Genomic DNA, 16,393 nt, shown 5'->3' with positions numbered 1-16,393 from the left:
GGTGCGCACCTCGATCGCCACCGTCTGCATCAGCGGAAGCCTCGTCCCCAAGCTCCACGCCTGCGCCGAGGCCGGGTTCGACGGGGTCGAGATATTCGAGCCAGACCTCGTCACGGCGTACGAGTCGCCGGAGGAGATCAGGACGCTCGCAGACCGGCTCGGGCTCTCACTCGACCTCTACCAGCCGTTCCGTGACGTCGAAGGCGTCGACGAGGTGGTGTTCGCCGACAACCTCCGGCGCGCGGAGAGCAAGTTCCGGCTGATGAACCGCCTCGGCATGGACCTCATGCTCGTGTGCAGCAACGTCGCCACCGCGACGATCGACTCGGACGAGGTGTCGGCCGAGCAGCTGCGCGCGCTCGGCGACCTCGCCGCGGCATACGGGGTGCGCGTCGCCTTCGAGGCACTGGCCTGGGGAAAGTACGTCGACGACTACCGGCGGGCCTGGCGAATCGTCGAACGCGCCGACCACCCGAACGTCGGCGTGTGCCTCGACTCCTTCCACATCCTGTCGCGCGGCCACGACCCCAGCGACATCGAGAAGATCCCCGGCGACAAGATCTTCTTCCTGCAGCTCGCCGATGCTCCAGCCCTCGACATGGACGTCCTGTCGTGGAGCCGCCACCACCGGCTGTTCCCGGGTGAGGGCAGCTTCGACCTCAGCGGCTTCCTCGGTCACGTCCTCGCCGCGGGATACACAGGGCCGTTGTCTCTCGAGGTGTTCAACGACGTCTTCCGCCAGACCGACGTCCGCCGTACGGCTGCGCACGCGCACCGCTCGCTGGTGTGGCTCGAGGATCAGGTCCGGCGCCTGGACGCCCCGGAGCCGCTGCGCCCCCTGACCTCCGTCTCTCCCCCGCAGGCCTTCGACTTCGTCGAGCTGCGCGGCTCGGGCCTGGACGAGGTAGACCTGGTGCTCGAGCAGCTCGGCTTCACCTTCCGCGGACGGCACAGGACGAAGCCGGTGCGGCTCTGGTCCTCCGGTCGCGCCCGGGTGATCCTCAACGAGCAGCGCGACAACGACCGACCCGCCCACCTGGCCGCCTTCGGTCTTGAGGTCGCCGACGCCGACGCGGCGCTGGCACGCGCGCGCGAGCTGGCCGCTCCGCCGATATTCCGCCAGACCCACGCCGGCGAGCAGGACCTGCCGGCGACGGCGACGCCCGACGGCATGCAGATCCTCTTCAACGACAACGGGCCGGACCCCCGCTGGCTCGCGGAGTTCACCTACGGCGATCCCGAGAACGACGACGTGGCTCGCTCGATCGACCACGTCAACATCACCCAGCGCTGGCAGGACTTCGACGAGGCCGTGCTGTTCTACCAGAGTGTGCTGGGTCTGGAGGCCGAGCCGGCACGCGAGGTGGCGAGCCCGCGGGGGCTGGTCCGGAGCCAGGTCATGCGCACGCCCGACGGCTGTGTGCGGCTCCCGCTGAACGTCGAGCCGCAGGCAGAGGAGCAGCGTACGCAGCACGTGGCGTTCTCCTCCACCGACGTCGTCGGTCTCGCCCGCGCCGCCCGCCGGCGAGGGCTGTCGTTCCTCCCGGTGCCGGACAACTACTACGACGACCTCCGCGCCCGCTTCGCTCTCGACGACGCGTTCGTCGCGCAGCTGCGAGAGCACGACCTGCTGTACGACGAGGACCCCGACGGCGGGTTCGTGCACTTCTACACACGGACCCTCGGCGACCTGTTCTTCGAGTTCGTCGAGCGCCGCGGCGCGTACGACGGCTACGGCGCCGCGGCCGACGCGCCGGTCCGGCTCGCCGCACAGCGCGCTACGGCCCAGCACCCCGGCACCTGAGCGCGTCGCCTCACCGCGGAGCGACGGGACCCGTCGAGCCGCGCAGCACCAGCCCGGCCGGCACCACCAAGCGAGGCGGTGTGCGCCTCGAGCCGCTGGGGCTCGTCCGGTCGAGCAGGAGCTCCACCGCGGCGCGTCCGACCTCGACGTGCGGGCCGCCCAGCGTGGTCAGGCTCGGGGTGCAGAGGTCGGAGGCGAAGATGTCGTCGAACCCGACCACGCTCACCTCCTCGGGGACGCGCACTCCGCGCTGCGCCAAGCGCTGGACGACGCCGATCGCCAGGAGGTCGTTGTGCGCGACGACCGCGCTCGCGCCGGTGGTCAGAGCGCTGTCGGCCGCGGCGCCACCCTGTGTCACCTTCGGCGTGAACGGCCCGACGCGCTGGGCGTCGACGCCGAGGTCGTCGGCTGCCGTCCGCAGAGCCGACCAGCGCATCGATGCCATCCACGAGTTGCGGGGACCGGCGAGGTAGACCAGACGCCGGTGCCCGAGCGAGACCAGGTGCTCCACGATCTGACGGCACCCTTGCACGTGATCGAGCACGACACTGGGGAGCCCGGTGAGCTCGCGGTTCATGAGCACTACCGGGCGCTGGGCCGCGATCTGCTCGAGGTTCTCGTCGGGAAGCCGGCTCGCGGCGAGGACGAAGCCGTCGACCGAGCTGACCAGGCGCTGGATCTGGTCGTACTCGATCCTCGGCGACTCCTCGGCATTGACCAGCACGAGCGTGTACTCCGACGCCTTGGCTCGTAGCTCGGCGCCACGGATCAGCTCGAAGTAGTGCGGGTTGGTGATGTCGGAGACGACCATCGCGACAGTGTGGTGACGCCCGGACAACAACGCTCGCGCGTGCGGGTTTGGCCGATAGCCGAGCTCGGCGGCCACCGCGAGGACGTGCTCGCGGGTGGACGCGTTGACCCGGCCCGGGGTCGAGAAGGCGCGCGAGACGGTCGAGGTCGCCACTCCGGCGACGGCAGCGACGTCGTAGATCGTCGGTACGGGCACCGGCCCACTCAAGCCGGATGGCAACCGGATGGCAACCCCTTGCCATCCGGTTGCCGTTCTCCCTAAGTTCGCCTGCTATGACCGAAGTCACACCGCAGCCGCAGGGCTGGGGACGGGGGAAGGCGTTCTTCGACGCCCCGCCGCGATGGCTCGCCCGAACGATCCGCGCCGCCACCGCCATCGAGCTCGCGATCGGCATCGCGGCCCTGCTGCTGATCTTCTTCCTCGTCATGGCGCAGGCCGCCCAGCGCTACCTGCCCGTCGACGGCTGGCCCTGGACCGGCGAGCTCGCCCGCTTCTGTCTCGTGTGGCTGACCTTCGTCGTCGCGGGCGTCCTCGTCACGACCGACTCGCACATCGCGATCGAGATGGTCGACGCGGTTGGCAACGAGGTCGTACGCCGGCTGGTTCGCGTCATCTCGTGCCTCGTCGTGGCCGCGGTCGGGGTCGGCCTCACCGTCGAGGCGTGGTCGCTGATCGAGAGCCAGGGCATCCTCAAGTCCCCCGCGATGCGGATGCCGATGTCGTGGTTGTACGCGGTCTCGCTCGTCGGCTTCGTCAGCACGACGGTGCGTGCCACGGTGGCGGCGGTCCAGTACGCCGTCGTCGGCGTCCCCCAGGACGAGACGCAGACGGAGGCACCGGTCGCATGAGCCTGCTGGTCCTCGGCCTCCTGATCACGCTCCTGCTCGTGATCCGGGTCCCGATCGCCTTCGCGTTCATCGGCCCGTCGATGCTCTATCTGCTCACCAACGACCTGTCGGTCGGCCTTGCGCTGCGGCTCGTCGCCCAGTCCACGGCAAGCTTCCCGCTTCTGGCGGTGCCGCTGTTCATCCTGCTCGGGACCCTGGCCAACCACGCAGGGATCGCCGATCGCCTCTTCGACTTCGCGCTCGCCCTGCTCGGCCGGGTCCGCGGCAGCCTCGGTTACGTCAGCGTCGGGGTGAGCGTGGGCTTCTCCTGGATGAGCGGATCGGCCGTGGCGGACGCCGCTGCGCTCGGCAAGGTCCAGATCCCGGCGATGCTGCGCGCCGGCTACTCCAGGAAGTTCGCGCTGGGTGTCACTGGCGCCGCGTCGCTGATCGCGCCCGTGATGCCGCCGAGCATCCCTGCCGTCGTCTACGCCGGGCTCGCCGCAGTCTCTACCGGTGCACTCTTCGCGGCATCGGTGGTGCCGGCGCTCTTGATGGCCGTCGGGTTGTGTGTCGTCGTGTTCCTCTGGGTTCGTCGTGACCCCAACATCGAGCGCACGCAGTTCAGTGGGGCGCGCGTGTGGGAGACGGGCAAGCGCGTCATCGCTCCGCTCGGCGCGCCGGTCATCATCCTCGGCGGCATCCTTGGCGGCGTCTTCACCCCGACCGAGGCCGCCGCCGTCGGCGTCGCCTACATGGCGGCCCTCGGCTTCGCCTACCGCACCCTCACGGTGCGGGACCTGCCGAAGGTGCTCACCGAGGCCGTCCTGACCAGCGGCGCGATCATGCTCATCGTCGCCTCGGCCAACCTGCTCGGTTACATCTTCGCCCGCGAGGGGGTCGCGAAGGACCTCTCGGCCTGGGTCCTCGACCTCACCTCGAGCCCGACGGTCTTCCTGCTGCTCGTCCTGCTGCTCTCGCTCATCCTCGGTACGGCGCTCGACGCCATCGCCGTCCTCACGCTCGCCGTCCCGATCCTTCTCCCGATCGCCGCGGTGTACGACGTGGACCCGATCGCGCTCGGAGTCCTGATGATCCTGTCGCAGATGATCGGGCTGCTCACTCCGCCGGTGGGCACGGTCATCTTCGTCCTCCAGGCGATCGCGAAGGCCCGCATGTCGGAGGTCTTCTGGGGCGCGCTGCCGTTCATGGTGCCGTTGCTCCTTCTCTGCGTCGCCATCATCTTCTGGCCTGACGCGATCCTCTACCTCCCTCAGAAGTTGGGGCTGTGAGGTCTCGTGCGGCTGATGGCCGCGAGTCGGTCCTCGTCGCGCTTCTTGGCCAAGGGGTCGGTCCGTCGCTGACACCACCGATGCACGAGCGCGAGGCCGACCGGCACGGACTGCGCTACGTCTACAAAGTGGTCGACCTCGACGAGCGGCAGGTGGGCGCCGACCACCTGCGGCAGCTGCTCGACGCCGCGGTCGAGCTCGGCTTCGACGGTCTGAACGTCACCCATCCGATCAAGCACACGATGATGCCACTGGTCGACGAGCTCGGGCCCGAGGTCGAGCGCATCGGCGCCCTCAACACCGTCCTGGTGCGCGACGGCCGCACCGTCGCCCACAACACCGACCTCACCGGGTTCACCCGCGCGTTCCGCGAGGGGCTCCCGGACGCCGACCTGACCGACGTGGTGCTGCTCGGAGCGGGCGGAGCAGGGACGGCGGTCGCGCATGCCCTCTCGGACCTCGGCGCCATCACACTGCACGTCGTCGACCCGGACCTTGCTCGCGCCGACGGTCTGCGGGCGTCGCTGACCGCGGCGGGCAGCGGTCTCGACGTGCGGACGTCGGATCCCGGCGCGTTGGAGTCGGTGTTGACCACCACATCGGGAGTCGTCAACGCCACGCCCGTCGGAATGGCCCACCACCCCGGCTCGCCCGTGCCGGACACGTTGCTCACCCCGCGGCTGTGGGTGGCCGACATCGTCTACCGCCCCCTCACGACCGAGCTGCTCCGTACTGCGCGAGCACGCGGCTGCCCCACCCTCAGCGGTGCCGGGATGGCGGTCAACCAGGCCGCCGACACCTTCGAGCTCCTCACCGGCAGACCCGCTCACCGCGAGCAGATGTTCCGCGACTTCGACGAGATGGTCTCGTCCGAGGTCGCCGACACCCCCGTCCCACCGTCTCGGGAGACCTCCGGAGAAAGGAACCCATGACCATGTCCGCAGAGAAGCTCCGCCGAACCACGGCACTCGCCGTCTGGGCCGTCGTCCCCGTCCTCGCTCTCACCGCCTGCGGTGGAGACGGGGACGAGGGCGGCGGTGACGTCGAGCTCACGCTCGCCCACAGCTACACCGAGAACCAGCCACAGCACCGTTGCGGTGCGCAGGTGATCGCCGACGAGGTCGAGAAGTCGGACGTCGGCCTCACGATCGCGCTGCACCCCAACAGCGAGCTCGGCGGTGACGCGGACCGGATCAGCTCGGTCGTCTCGGGAGACATCGACATCGACATCCAGGGCGCATCAGCACTCGGGGCGGTGTACGAGCCGATCGCGGTGCTCGACGCTGCCTACGCCTTCGACGACGCCGACCACCTGGCGACGTTCTTCGAGAGCGACGCGTCCGGGGACGTTCTCGACGGCTTCAAGGAGGAGACGGGCGTGTCCACGCTCGGCGCCTGGTCGGCCGGGATGCGTCAGTTCACCGCCAACGAGCCGATCCGCACACCCGACGACCTCGAGGGTCTGCGCATGCGCTTTCCCGCGTCCCCGCAGTTCCTGATGAACGCGAAGGCGCTCGGGGCGAACGCGACCGAGGTGGCGTACGAGGAGCTGTTCCTCGCCCTGCAGCAGGGCACCGTCGACGGACAGGAGAACCCCATCGTCAACATCGACGCGGTCAGCCTGGACGAGGTGCAGGACTACCTGAGCATGTCGTCGCACCAGGCCAACTCGAACCTGGTGATCGTTGGTCAGCGGTGGGACGAGCTGTCCGACGAGCAGCAGGAGGCGCTCCAGTCGGCGGTCGACGCCGCGGTCGAGCAGGTACCCGGGTGCGTCGAGGAGGACGAGCAGAAGAAGCTCGCCGAGTGGAAGGAGAGCGGTTCGCTCAAGGTCGTGGAGGACGTGGACGTCGACGCGTTCCGTACGAAGGCCGACGCCTACCTCCGCGACAACTTCGACGACGAGCAGCTCGCCGTGTACGAGGCGATCAGGGGCACGGCTGGATGACGGGCGAGGGGGAGGTTCAGACGTTCGCGGGCCCTGTGGCGGTGGAGGACCTCGGTGTCACGCTGATCCACGAGCACGTCTTCGTGGGTCACCCGGAGCTGGACCTGAACTTCCCCCACCCCGAGTGGGACGAGGCCAGGTCGGTCGAGGTCGCCGTCGCGGGCTTCGACCGGCTCTGGGACCTCGGGGTACGGACGGTGGTCGATCTCACCGTGCTCGGTCTCGGACGCGACGTGGCACGGGTCGCCGCGGTGGCTGCGCGGACGCCGGTGAACCTGGTCGCGTCGACGGGCTACTACACCTCGGACGCCCTGCCACCCTTCTTCCACACCCACGGTCCCGGCCTGCTCGTCGGCGGGCCCGATCCGCTCGTCGAGATGTTCGTGCGCGACATCGAGGAGGGGGTCGCCGGCACCGGGATCCGGGCGGGCATGCTCAAGGTGGTGACCGACCGCCCGGGGCTGACGCCGGACGTGACCCGGGTGATCACCGCCGCCGCAGTGGCGCACCAGCAGACGGGAGTGCCCGTCACCACCCACACCAACGCCGCGTCGCAGAACGGCCGTGAGCAGCTGGCTCTGCTCTCCCGGCACGGGGTCGCTCCGGAACGGGTGATCGTCGGCCACTGCGGGGACTCCGAGGACCTCGGCTACCTCCGCGAGCTTGCCGACACGGGCGCCACCCTCGGGATGGACCGGTTCGGGATGGAGCACGTGCTGGAGGACGAGCGTCGTGTCCGGACGGTCCTGGCGCTGCTGGAGCGCGGCTACGCCGACCGTCTCGTGCTCTCGCACGACGCCGCGTTCTTCAGCCGCGTGACACCGCCGAGCTGGAGAGCGCGGCACGTGCCGAACTGGCACATGGAGAACCTTCCTCGGCGGATCCTCCCGATGCTGCGTTCGGGCGGGGCGAGCGACGAGGACCTGCACCAGATCCTCGTCACCAACCCCGCCCGGCTGCTGGCAACCGGCCCCCGCCTTCCCGCCAGGCGACCGTCTCACGGGCGGTCACGCGAGCAGGAGCATCAGGCCCTCGACGAGGAGGGCAGGCACGGTCGTGAGGACGCAGGCGACCAGCGCAGAGCGTGACGCCATGGCGCGGAGGCGTCGGTCTGCGGAGCCGCGCTCCTGGTCGCACCCCGTGAGGTGTCAAGGACGGAACGGGGGGGTAGTGGGTGCGTACAGAGAGCACGACAAACGGAAGAGGAAGATCATGACGAACCAACCGGCAGGCAACCGCGCCCATGACGGCGACTCCGACGCCAAGACCATCCGCACGCTGACGATGGTCGTCGCTGCTGTCTTCCTACTCATCGGCATTCTCGGCTTCATCCCGGGGATCACGACGAACTACGACACGATGACCTTCGCCGGGCACGAGAGCAACGCCAAGCTCCTGGGCATCTTCGAGGTCTCGATCCTGCACAACATCGTTCACCTGCTGTTCGGCCTCGTGGGGCTCTGGGCGGCGCGTGCCGCGCGGACCGCGGTCCTGTACCTCATCGCCGGCGGCGTCATCTACCTTCTGCTCTGGATCTACGGGTTGGTCATCGACCACGACGACAGCGCGAACTTCATCCCCGTCAATGACGCCGACAACTGGCTCCACCTCGTCCTCGGCGTCGGGATGGTGGCTCTGGGGCTCTACGGGCGACGCGCGCTCGACAGCCACAGGGGAACGAGCCCTCGCACCACCGGCCGGTGACTCGTCGCGGAGCGTTCGACCCTGCGGTCAGTCACGCAGGGCCGAACGCACCGCGTCCCGCGTCCGATCGACGAGGGACGCGAGCGGGCCCGTGACAACGTGCGCCGCCGGCGACTCGACTCCCGGGTGCGGCCGGGTGGGGGCGATTTTCTCGGCAGCCCGGACCGCCCCCGCCATGCGGCGCAGCTCGTCAGGCTCCACGTGCCGGCGCAGCAGCGGAAACTCCTTGCGTTCCTCGTTGCCGGCGTGGTGCAGCACCATCTCGTGCAGCATCGCGAACCTGACCCGGAACTCCGGGTCTGTCACGTCCATGTCGTCGAGCCGTGCCAACAACTCCTTCGACTCCCTCTCCTCCGCGAGGCGATCGCGAGCAACGGTCTCGCCCTCATCGCTCTGCCGCTTGGCGAGCGGGTGGACGATCATCTCCTCGGCGGTCTCGTGGACGGCGAGGAACGCCCGCAGCTCGTCGAACCGCTCCTTGCGCGTGCCGTCGCCCGAGACCTCGACCTCACGGAAGAGCACGCGGATCCGATCGTGCTGCGCCAGCAGCAGGTCGACGACGTCCAGCTCGGTCTCCTCGGCGGCCATGGCGTCCTCCTCGTCTCGGTGGGACCCTCCGGTTCCCCCGGTGCCCGTGGTCATGCGCGGGCCGCGTGTCGCGCGATTCTGTCCCGCTGCCCTGGGTACCGGGCCCGGGAACGCCATCGACTGCCGAGCCGAGGAGATGCCCCATGAGCGACGAGACGTTGGTGGCCGACTTCCTCGTGGAGCGGTTGCGCGCATGGCGGGTGCCTCGCGTGTTCGGCTACTCGGGGGACGGCATCAACCCGTTCATGGGTGCGCTGCGACGGGCGGCGGGAGACCCTGCGTTCGTCCAGGCGCGGCACGAGGAGAACGCCGCGCTGATGGCCGTCGGCCACGCGAAGTATGCCGGCGGGGTGGGCGTGGTCACGAGCACGCAGGGGCCTGGCGCCGTTCACCTGCTCAACGGCCTGTACGACGCCAAGCTCGACCACGTGCCCGTCGTGGCGCTGGTAGGGCAGCAGCAGACGACCGTCCTCGGATCGGAGTACCAGCAGGAGATCGACCTCCAGGTGCTCTTCACCGAGGTCGCGCGCGACTTCGTCCAGACCGTCATGTCGCCGGAGCAGGTGCCGGTCGTCGTGGACCGGGCGTTCCGCACGGCACTCGAGCGACGGTCGCCGTGCGTGGTGATCCTCCCCCACGACGTCCAGACCGGCATGCTTCCTGCCGAGCCGCCGCAGGAGCACGGAATTGTCGTGAGCGCACCCCGCTGGTCGCCCGCCCGCGTCGTCCCTGAGGATGTGCAGCTCGCGGCCGCGGCGGAGGTCCTCAACGCCGGAGCACGGGTCGCGCTGCTCGTCGGCCAAGGTGCCCGCGACGCCGGTGACGAGGTCCGCGCCCTCGCCGAGCACCTCGGAGCGGGAGTGACGACCAGCCTCCTGGGCAAGCCGTGGTGGGACGAGACCCTCCCGTTTAGCTGTGGCGTGATGGGACACCTGGGCACCACCGCCTCGGGATGGCTGATGGAGCAGTGCGACACGCTGGTGATCATCGGCTCGGACGATCCCTGGAGCGAGTTCTATCCCCCGCCCGGCGCCGCCCGAGCCGTGCAGGTCGACATCGACGGCCGGAACCTCGGCCACCGCTATCCCGTCGAGGTGGGTGTGCGGGGCGACGCGGCCGAGACGCTGCGGCGTCTCCTCCCGATGCTCGAGGGCCGTGCGGGCGACGATCCGTGGCGGAGCAGCGTCGCCGAGCAGGTCACCCGCTGGCACGACATCCGGCAGCGTCGTGCGGCCCGTCCGGCCGACCCGCTCAACCCCGAGGCGGTCGTCCACCACCTCAGTGCGCACCTTCCCGGCGACGCCCTCGTCAGCGTCGACGTCGGGTCGGTGACGTACTGGTACGCCCGCCACCTGATGTTGCCCCACGGCGTCCCGGCCCATCTCTCCTCCACCCTCGCGAGCATGGGATCGGGTCTCCCGTACGGCCTCGCCGCCAAGCTGGACCAGCCAGGACGACCGGTCGTCGCTCTCGTCGGTGACGGCGCGATGCAGATGAACGGGATCAACGAGCTCGTCACCGTGGCTCGGTCCTGGCCGGAGTGGGATGATCCGCGGTTCGTCGTGCTGGTCCTGCACAACGGGGATCTGGCCGAGGTCACGTGGGAGCAGCGCGAGACCGAGGGCGAGCCTCGGTACGAGGCCAGCCAGTCGCTCCCCGACTTCCCGTACGCCGCCTACGCGGAACTCCTCGGGCTGGAGGGCATCCACCTCACCTCGCCCGACGAGATCGACGCCGCGTGGGAGCGCGCTCTTGCCGCAGACCGGCCCGTCGTCATCGAGGCGATGGTCGACCGCGACCAGCCGCTGCTGCCTCCGTTCCCTGGTGGTCGCGAGAAGCTGGACAGCTTCCGGCGCGGTCTCCACGCGGAGGGCGAGTCCGGTCGTCACGCCCGGGAGCTCCTGGAGCAGCAGGTGGCGGACGAGGAGTGACCTACGGGAGGCGGTCGATCGCCCGCTGCGCCTTGGCCTCGGCGCGTTCGGCCGCGGTCCGGGCCTGACGCGCCTCTCTCACGTCGCGCTGGGCGGCGGCGATGTCGTGGTCCAGCCGAGCGAGCTCGTCCTGCAGCGCCGTACGCCGCTGCTCGAGGTCGTCGAGCGCTCCGCGGGCCGATGTCGTCTGTTGCTCGGCCTGCTCGATCGCCCGGCGAGCAGCCACCAGGCGGTCCTCGGCGTCCGACCTCCTGCGTTCGGCTCGACGTCGCTCCTCCGCCGCCCTCGCGGCTGCCTTCTCCTCGGCCTTGGCTGCAGCCTTCTCCGCCGCCGTGTCCTCGACCCTCTCCTCCGGTTCCTCGCGCCGGGCCGGCTTCTTCTTCTTCTCCGGCGGCGCCTTCCTCGGCCTGGCCTTCCTGGTCGGCGCGGGCTGCGTCGGCGACGGCGCGCGACGAGGGCGCTCGGCGACCTCTCCGACCGACTCCGGCAGCGCCACCTTGCCGTCGAGCTCCACCGGCTCGAGCCCGGTCGCCACGAGCGCGTCGACCAGCAGGCCGGTGTCCAGCGCCGCCGCGGCGGCGGCGTCGGTGAGCGCGGCGTTCAAGGTCTGTGCGACCTCGTCCGCCCCCGGACCTCCGAGTGGGTCGCCCGCCTCGTCCGCGAGACGGCGTGCCTCGGCCACCAGGTCGGCTACCAGATCACGCCGGCGCGAGGCGAGGGCCCGCAGCTCCGCGCCGGCCAGACGGACCTGCGCGGACCTGAGCTCCGCGCCCAGGGCCTGCAGCGCGTCGAGCCGTCCGGGATCGGCACGGACGAGCAGGTTGGTCGCCCACGCCGACTTCGTCGGTTTGCGCAGCCGCCCGATGCGGCGAGCCGACGAGGCGTCGCCGTCGGCCCGGGCCTCCTTCGCGTACGCCGTGCGAGCGCCCACGAAGTCGGCGGGCAGCGTCACGTACAGTGCCTGCGCCACCTCGTCGACGTTCACTCCGCCACCATGGCACGAGCCGACCCGGCAGCGTCTGCTTGCCGGGATCACAACCGGGTCAGACGGCCGCCGTCGCGGCGATCACGCGCGTCATGAACGTGCTGTTCGGGTCCTCGCGGTAGGAGCCGAAGGGGTCGCACACGACGAAGCCGGACGAGGCGTACAGCGCGCGGGCAGGCGCGAAGAACTCCATGCTCCCCGTCTCCAGCGAGATCCGTCGGACCCCCCGGTCACGCGCGTCGGCGAGGAGGTGCGTGAGGAGACCGCGGGCCACTCCCCGGCCGCGGTGGCGGGGGTCGGTCCGCATGCTCTTGAGCTCCTCGTGCTCGGGCTCGAGCTCCGCGAGCGCTGCCGTCCCGACGATCTGGTCTCCGTCGCACGCCACCCACATCCGCACCGACGGCCGCCTCAGACCGTCGAGGTCGAGGGCGTGCCGGCTGCACGCAGGGGCGGTCGGTGCAAGGTCGTCGAGGTGCGCCTGGAGGAAGGCGGAGAGGCCGAGGTCGGCGAAGTCCGCACGATGGATCTGCGTCGTCACCGGCTCATGCTCGTACGCCGATGTTTCCGTCGCGTGAACTCCCGCCGAGCACCGTCCGGAGGTAGTCGTCGACCGCGCTCAGGTCCGCCGCGTCGACCCGGTGACCGAGGTAGCCGTCGGGGCGGACGAGCAGCTGCGTGCTCCGCCTCGGATCGAGACCCATGCCTTGGCGCAGGCCCTCCGAGACATTCAGCTGACGAGCGCGGACCATCCCTGGCCAGCGACTCTCCAGTGCCCGCACCGCAGGCGTGGACCAATGGTCCCCAGGCCCGCACAGGAGGAGCGTGAACGCCGTCGGTGACAGGCTCTGCTGGAGGCGGAGGGGCCGACCGTCCACGACCACAGGGCCGTCGATCGACAGCGGACCGTTGCGATAACCCACGTCGAGCTCGGCAAGCGCCCGGAACGCCGCTCGACGGATCGCCGGGACCCTGGTCAGCAGTGGCAGCACCGCCGTCGCGACACGTGGCCGCAAGGCGCGCAGCGGAGCCCTCGAGGAGGTGGCAAGACGGAAGGCGCGGCCTGTCGTTCGCAGCACACCGCGGGCGACCGGGAGGCGCTCGTCGGCGTAGGAGTCCAAGAGCGCCTCGCCTGCCTCCCCCCGGCACACGAGCGCCAGCTTCCAGCCGAGGTTCACCGCGTCCTGGATCCCGGCGTTCATGCCCTGGCCCCCCGCCGGGCTCTGGATGTGCGCCGCATCGCCCGCGAGCAGGACCCGACCGTGGCGCAGGCGGTCGACGCAGCGCTCCGAGATCGAGACGTCGGTGAGCCAGGCCGGGTCGCGGACGACGACGGCCACGTCGACGTCAGAGCCCGGCTCGGGATCGCTCATGGCTCGAGACTAGGTCCGTCAGGTCGGCGTGCCGCAACCTTGTTCGTCGCTAGGCTGACGACTCCACGCGACGGAGCGGAGTGGACCGATGGCCGGACGGATCGAGGACTACGCGATCATCGCCGACACGAAGACGGTCGCCCTGGTGGAGCGTGGCGGGTCGATCGACTGGTGGTGCGTGCCGCGGATCGACTCCGGGGCGTGCTTCGCCGCTCTTCTCGGTGACGAGAGCAACGGGCGGTGGTTGCTCTGCCCGGACGAGGAGATCGTCTCCGTCCGGCGCTGGTATCGCCACGACACCCTCGTCCTCGAGACCGAGTTCGAGACCGCGAGCGGAACGGTTGCGGTCGTCGACTTCATGGCCCCACCCGACGAGCAGTCCCGGATCTTTCGCATCGTCGAAGGACGTGACGGAACAGTGCCGATGAAGATGGAGCTCGTCGTGCGCTTCGACTACGGGTCGATCGTCCCATGGGTCAACCACGTGCCCGGCGGGCAGACGCTCGTAGCGGGCAGCGACGGTCTGCGGTTCCACGCGGGAGTGCCGGTCAAGGGCGAGGGCATGAAGACGGTCGCTTCCTTCTCGTGCCGTGCGGATCAGCAGGTCGGGTTCTCTCTCGCCTGCTATGACGCGCAGACCTCGCCTCCGCTCCCCCTCGACGCCCATGCCGCGCGTGCTCGGGCCGAGAGCTGGTGGCGCGACTGGGCAGGACGCTGCACGTACGACGGCGAGTGGGGCGACGAGGTGCTGCGTTCGCTCCTCACCCTCAAGGCCCTCTCGTACTCACCGTCGGGCGCGATCGCGGCGGCCGCCACCACGTCGCTGCCCGAGCTCGTCGGCGGCGTCCGCAACTGGGACTACCGCTACTCGTGGTTGCGCGACGCCTCCTTCGCACTGCAGGCCCTCGTGCTCAGCGGGTACGCCGAGGAGGCACAGGCGTGGTACCGGTGGCTGCGCCGTGCTGTCGCCGGCAGCCCGGGTGACTTCCAGATCATGTACGGCGTCACAGGAGAGCGCCGGCTCACCGAGATCGAGCTCGACTGGCTGCCGGGCTACGAAGGGTCACGTCCGGTCCGGGTCGGCAACGCCGCGAGCTCGCAGGTCCAGCTCGACGTCTACGGTGAGGTTCTCGACGCCACCTGGACGGCGGTCCAGGCCAACCTCGTGACCCATGCCGAGGACCTCCCCGTGCTGGGGCACCGGCAGGACGCGATCCTTCCTGCCCTGATGGAACACCTCGAGCGGGTGTGGGAGGACCCCGACGACGGCATCTGGGAGATCAGAGGGCCACGCCGTCAGTTCGTCCACTCCAAGGTCATGGTGTGGGTGGCGTTCGACCGGGCGGTCCGTATCGCCGAGCACCTCATGCTCGGCGACGCCGTCCCGCTCGAGCGGTGGACCGAGCTCCGCGACACCGTGCACGCCGACATCTGCAACAAAGGATGGAACGCCGACAAGAACAGCTTCGTGCAGTTCTACGGCGCGGACGTCGTGGACGCATCCCTCCTGATGCTGCCGCGTGTCGGGTTCCTCCCTCCCGACGACCCGCGGATCCTCGGGACCATCGACGCCATCCAGGCGGACCTGCTCGTCGACGGAGTGCTGCTTCGCTACCCGACCCGAGCCGCCGACACCGTCGACGGGCTGCCGCCGGGCGAGGGGGCGTTCCTCATGACGACGTTCTGGCTCGTCGACGCCCTCGCGCTGGTCGGTCGGCACGAGGAGGCTCGGGCGCTCTTCGAGCGGCTGCTCGACCTGCGCAACGACGTCGGTCTCCTGTCGGAGGAGTACGACCCCAAGGCGGAGCGGATGCTCGGCAACTTCCCGCAGGCGTTCTCCCACCTCGGTCTCGTCGTCTCTGCCGCCAACCTTTCGTCGGGCGCGGCGGGTCCGTTCGGCGACCTCTGACGGCAGGGCCGAGGCCCACCCTGTCGCTCAGCACCTGCCGACGAGGGTGAAGGCGGTCTTCTCGGCGCCGGGGCGCGAGAGACTTCCCTGTCCGAACGCGTTCAGCGTGCCATTGTCCGAGACCTGGACCGACGCGACGTCGCCCTCGAACTCGATGCCGCCGGTGACCGTGACCGTGCCCGTACCGCCGCTGATGTCGGCGGTCACCGTGGTGCCCTCGTCGGTGAACGTCACCTTCAGCGTCGCGTCGTCGGGGCTCTGGCACTCCGAGGCCCGACCATCGACGTCGACGGAGTCGTCAGTGGTGTCGAGCTCGAACTCTCCGGCCTCGTCCTCCGACTCGAGGGTCGCGGTCGCGGTCGCGCCCGGGGACGGCTCCGTCGTATCCGTCGCGGTCGCCGTGGGCTGGGCCTGGTCGTCAGGATCGTCGTCGTCGTCGCTGCACGCGGCGGTCGCGAGCAGGACGAGTACGACGGACGCCGCGGCAACGGCGCGAGACATGGACATGGAGCCTCCTGAGCGTCGTGCTGTGCGGGACCCCTAGCCTCGCCGACGGCACGTCATCGTGCATCCGGAGCCGGCGGGGCGCCGAGGTAGCCGAGACAGAGCCGCACCAGCTCGTCGAGGAGCGCCTCCCGAGGGATCGGCGGGCGGTCGAGCACCCACCGGACGGCGAGGTTCTCCAGAGCCAGCACGAGCACCCATGCCACGACGGTCGGTCGTCGGTCGAGAGCCGGGCCCGCACGTGCGGCCAGGTACGCACCGACGAGATCCTGCACGCGTCGCTCGAGCGTGGTGCGTCGTGCGGCGTTCTGCCTCGCCGGCAGCTCCTCGAACACCAGCCTCAGCAGCTCGGCGTTCTCCTCGAGGGCGGTCAGCAGAGCGTCGGCGCACGCACGCACCATCGACGGACCGACCTCGCCGAGCCGGTCCGCCAGCGCGGCGGCCACCTGGTCCGAGACCTCGTCGGCGTAGCGCTCGACGATGGCGGCGACGATGGCGTGCTTGTTCGGGAAGTACTGGTAGAGCGAGCCCGGGCTGATGCCCGCCGCGTCGGCGACACGGTTGGTCGAGAAGGCGTCGTACCCGTCGCGTAGGAGCACCGCCCGACCGGAGGCGAGGATCCTGTCGACGGTGGCGCGAGATCGCGCCTGACGCGGCTGCTTGCGCGCCTGGAGCACCGCGTCGGCGGATCCGTACGCCGGAGGTCCGGAGGCAGCCATG

General features: G+C 70.3%; 16 protein-coding genes. 9 read left to right on the top strand and 7 right to left on the bottom strand.

Going from position 1 to position 16,393, the window contains the following annotated elements:
- The first annotated feature begins 1 nt into the window (after position 1).
- Positions 2-1,804, top strand: a complete 1,803-nt coding sequence (locus KV102_RS14670) for a bifunctional sugar phosphate isomerase/epimerase/4-hydroxyphenylpyruvate dioxygenase family protein (protein WP_220346723.1) — start codon at positions 2-4, stop codon at positions 1,802-1,804.
- Between the two features lie 10 nt (positions 1,805-1,814).
- Here KV102_RS14670 and KV102_RS14665 read toward each other — a convergent pair whose 3' ends face one another.
- Positions 1,815-2,810, bottom strand: coding sequence for a LacI family DNA-binding transcriptional regulator (locus KV102_RS14665; RefSeq protein ID WP_220340968.1), 996 nt, complete (start codon positions 2,808-2,810; stop codon positions 1,815-1,817).
- A 77-nt stretch (positions 2,811-2,887) separates the two neighbouring features.
- Between KV102_RS14665 and KV102_RS14660 the strand changes: the two genes are divergently transcribed.
- The 6 genes from KV102_RS14660 to KV102_RS14635 all read left to right on the top strand — a co-directional run bounded on the left by KV102_RS14660 (position 2,888) and on the right by KV102_RS14635 (position 8,386).
- On the top strand, positions 2,888-3,463 hold the full coding sequence (locus KV102_RS14660) for a TRAP transporter small permease (protein WP_220346722.1): 576 nt from the start codon (positions 2,888-2,890) through the stop codon (positions 3,461-3,463).
- The gene (locus tag KV102_RS14655) at positions 3,460-4,734 is read left to right on the top strand and encodes a TRAP transporter large permease (protein ID WP_220346721.1); all 1,275 of its coding nucleotides are present in this window, start codon (positions 3,460-3,462) and stop codon (positions 4,732-4,734) included. The genes KV102_RS14660 and KV102_RS14655 overlap by 4 nt, the downstream gene beginning before the upstream one ends.
- Positions 4,731-5,666: a shikimate dehydrogenase gene (locus KV102_RS14650; RefSeq protein ID WP_220346720.1), complete on the top strand. Its 936-nt coding sequence runs from the start codon at positions 4,731-4,733 to the stop codon at positions 5,664-5,666. Before KV102_RS14655 ends, KV102_RS14650 begins: the two co-directional genes overlap by 4 nt.
- Positions 5,663-6,682, top strand: a complete 1,020-nt coding sequence (locus KV102_RS14645) for a DctP family TRAP transporter solute-binding subunit (RefSeq protein ID WP_220346719.1) — start codon at positions 5,663-5,665, stop codon at positions 6,680-6,682. Before KV102_RS14650 ends, KV102_RS14645 begins: the two co-directional genes overlap by 4 nt.
- Positions 6,679-7,770 (top strand): phosphotriesterase, encoded by a 1,092-nt coding sequence (locus KV102_RS14640; protein ID WP_220346718.1) that lies wholly within the window; start codon positions 6,679-6,681, stop codon positions 7,768-7,770. Before KV102_RS14645 ends, KV102_RS14640 begins: the two co-directional genes overlap by 4 nt.
- 124 nt (positions 7,771-7,894) lie before the next feature.
- Positions 7,895-8,386 carry a DUF4383 domain-containing protein gene (locus KV102_RS14635; RefSeq protein ID WP_255559280.1) on the top strand — a complete coding sequence of 164 codons (492 nt, stop codon included), beginning with the start codon at positions 7,895-7,897 and terminating at the stop codon, positions 8,384-8,386.
- A 27-nt stretch (positions 8,387-8,413) separates the two neighbouring features.
- Here the strand turns inward: KV102_RS14635 and KV102_RS14630 are convergent, their stop codons facing one another.
- Complete coding sequence (locus tag KV102_RS14630) at positions 8,414-8,974, bottom strand: hemerythrin domain-containing protein (RefSeq protein ID WP_220340962.1); 561 nt, start codon at positions 8,972-8,974, stop codon at positions 8,414-8,416.
- Between the two features lie 143 nt (positions 8,975-9,117).
- Between KV102_RS14630 and KV102_RS14625 the strand changes: the two genes are divergently transcribed.
- Positions 9,118-10,905 carry a thiamine pyrophosphate-requiring protein gene (locus KV102_RS14625; RefSeq protein WP_220346717.1) on the top strand — a complete coding sequence of 596 codons (1,788 nt, stop codon included), beginning with the start codon at positions 9,118-9,120 and terminating at the stop codon, positions 10,903-10,905.
- A 1-nt stretch (position 10,906) separates the two neighbouring features.
- Here the strand turns inward: KV102_RS14625 and KV102_RS14620 are convergent, their stop codons facing one another.
- The 3 genes from KV102_RS14620 to KV102_RS14610 are packed head-to-tail and all read right to left on the bottom strand — an operon-like array spanning position 10,907 to position 13,260.
- Positions 10,907-11,890 carry a hypothetical protein gene (locus KV102_RS14620; RefSeq protein WP_220346716.1) on the bottom strand — a complete coding sequence of 328 codons (984 nt, stop codon included), beginning with the start codon at positions 11,888-11,890 and terminating at the stop codon, positions 10,907-10,909.
- Between the two features lie 58 nt (positions 11,891-11,948).
- Positions 11,949-12,428 carry a GNAT family N-acetyltransferase gene (locus KV102_RS14615; RefSeq protein WP_308290343.1) on the bottom strand — a complete coding sequence of 160 codons (480 nt, stop codon included), beginning with the start codon at positions 12,426-12,428 and terminating at the stop codon, positions 11,949-11,951.
- Positions 12,429-12,432: 4 nt separating this feature from the next.
- The gene (locus tag KV102_RS14610) at positions 12,433-13,260 is read right to left on the bottom strand and encodes an FAD-dependent monooxygenase (RefSeq protein WP_220346715.1); all 828 of its coding nucleotides are present in this window, start codon (positions 13,258-13,260) and stop codon (positions 12,433-12,435) included.
- 88 nt (positions 13,261-13,348) lie between these two features.
- Here KV102_RS14610 and KV102_RS14605 point away from each other — a divergent pair, with 88 nt between their 5' ends.
- Positions 13,349-15,169 carry a glycoside hydrolase family 15 protein gene (locus KV102_RS14605; protein WP_220346714.1) on the top strand — a complete coding sequence of 607 codons (1,821 nt, stop codon included), beginning with the start codon at positions 13,349-13,351 and terminating at the stop codon, positions 15,167-15,169.
- A gap of 27 nt (positions 15,170-15,196) precedes the next feature.
- Here the strand turns inward: KV102_RS14605 and KV102_RS14600 are convergent, their stop codons facing one another.
- Together KV102_RS14600 and KV102_RS14595 are read right to left on the bottom strand one after the other, a co-directional pair.
- Positions 15,197-15,676 carry a hypothetical protein gene (locus KV102_RS14600; RefSeq protein WP_220346713.1) on the bottom strand — a complete coding sequence of 160 codons (480 nt, stop codon included), beginning with the start codon at positions 15,674-15,676 and terminating at the stop codon, positions 15,197-15,199.
- A gap of 53 nt (positions 15,677-15,729) precedes the next feature.
- On the bottom strand, positions 15,730-16,392 hold the full coding sequence (locus tag KV102_RS14595) for a TetR/AcrR family transcriptional regulator (protein ID WP_220340957.1): 663 nt from the start codon (positions 16,390-16,392) through the stop codon (positions 15,730-15,732).
- Position 16,393: the final 1 nt, after the last annotated feature.

Source organism: Mumia sp. zg.B53 (assembly GCF_019550935.1).
In the GTDB taxonomy this organism is placed as follows: Bacteria; Actinomycetota; Actinomycetes; order Propionibacteriales; family Nocardioidaceae; genus Mumia.
Note: the sequence above shows the minus strand (reverse complement) of the source record. Positions and strands in the feature narration are given on the sequence as shown.

Bases quoted from the DNA above. Each gene is read 5' to 3' on its own strand.
- KV102_RS14660 (WP_220346722.1), top strand. From the start codon at position 2,888: ATGACCGAAGTCACACCGCAGCCGCAGGGCTGGGGACGGGGGAAGGCG.
- KV102_RS14655 (WP_220346721.1), top strand. From the start codon at position 3,460: ATGAGCCTGCTGGTCCTCGGCCTCCTGATCACGCTCCTGCTCGTGATC.
- KV102_RS14645 (WP_220346719.1), top strand. From the start codon at position 5,663: ATGACCATGTCCGCAGAGAAGCTCCGCCGAACCACGGCACTCGCCGTC.
- KV102_RS14640 (WP_220346718.1), top strand. From the start codon at position 6,679: ATGACGGGCGAGGGGGAGGTTCAGACGTTCGCGGGCCCTGTGGCGGTG.
- KV102_RS14635 (WP_255559280.1), top strand. From the start codon at position 7,895: ATGACGAACCAACCGGCAGGCAACCGCGCCCATGACGGCGACTCCGAC.
- KV102_RS14630 (WP_220340962.1), bottom strand. From the start codon at position 8,974: ATGGCCGCCGAGGAGACCGAGCTGGACGTCGTCGACCTGCTGCTGGCG.
- KV102_RS14625 (WP_220346717.1), top strand. From the start codon at position 9,118: ATGAGCGACGAGACGTTGGTGGCCGACTTCCTCGTGGAGCGGTTGCGC.
- KV102_RS14610 (WP_220346715.1), bottom strand. From the start codon at position 13,260: ATGAGCGATCCCGAGCCGGGCTCTGACGTCGACGTGGCCGTCGTCGTC.
- KV102_RS14605 (WP_220346714.1), top strand. From the start codon at position 13,349: ATGGCCGGACGGATCGAGGACTACGCGATCATCGCCGACACGAAGACG.
- KV102_RS14600 (WP_220346713.1), bottom strand. From the start codon at position 15,676: ATGTCCATGTCTCGCGCCGTTGCCGCGGCGTCCGTCGTACTCGTCCTG.
- KV102_RS14595 (WP_220340957.1), bottom strand. From the start codon at position 16,392: ATGGCTGCCTCCGGACCTCCGGCGTACGGATCCGCCGACGCGGTGCTC.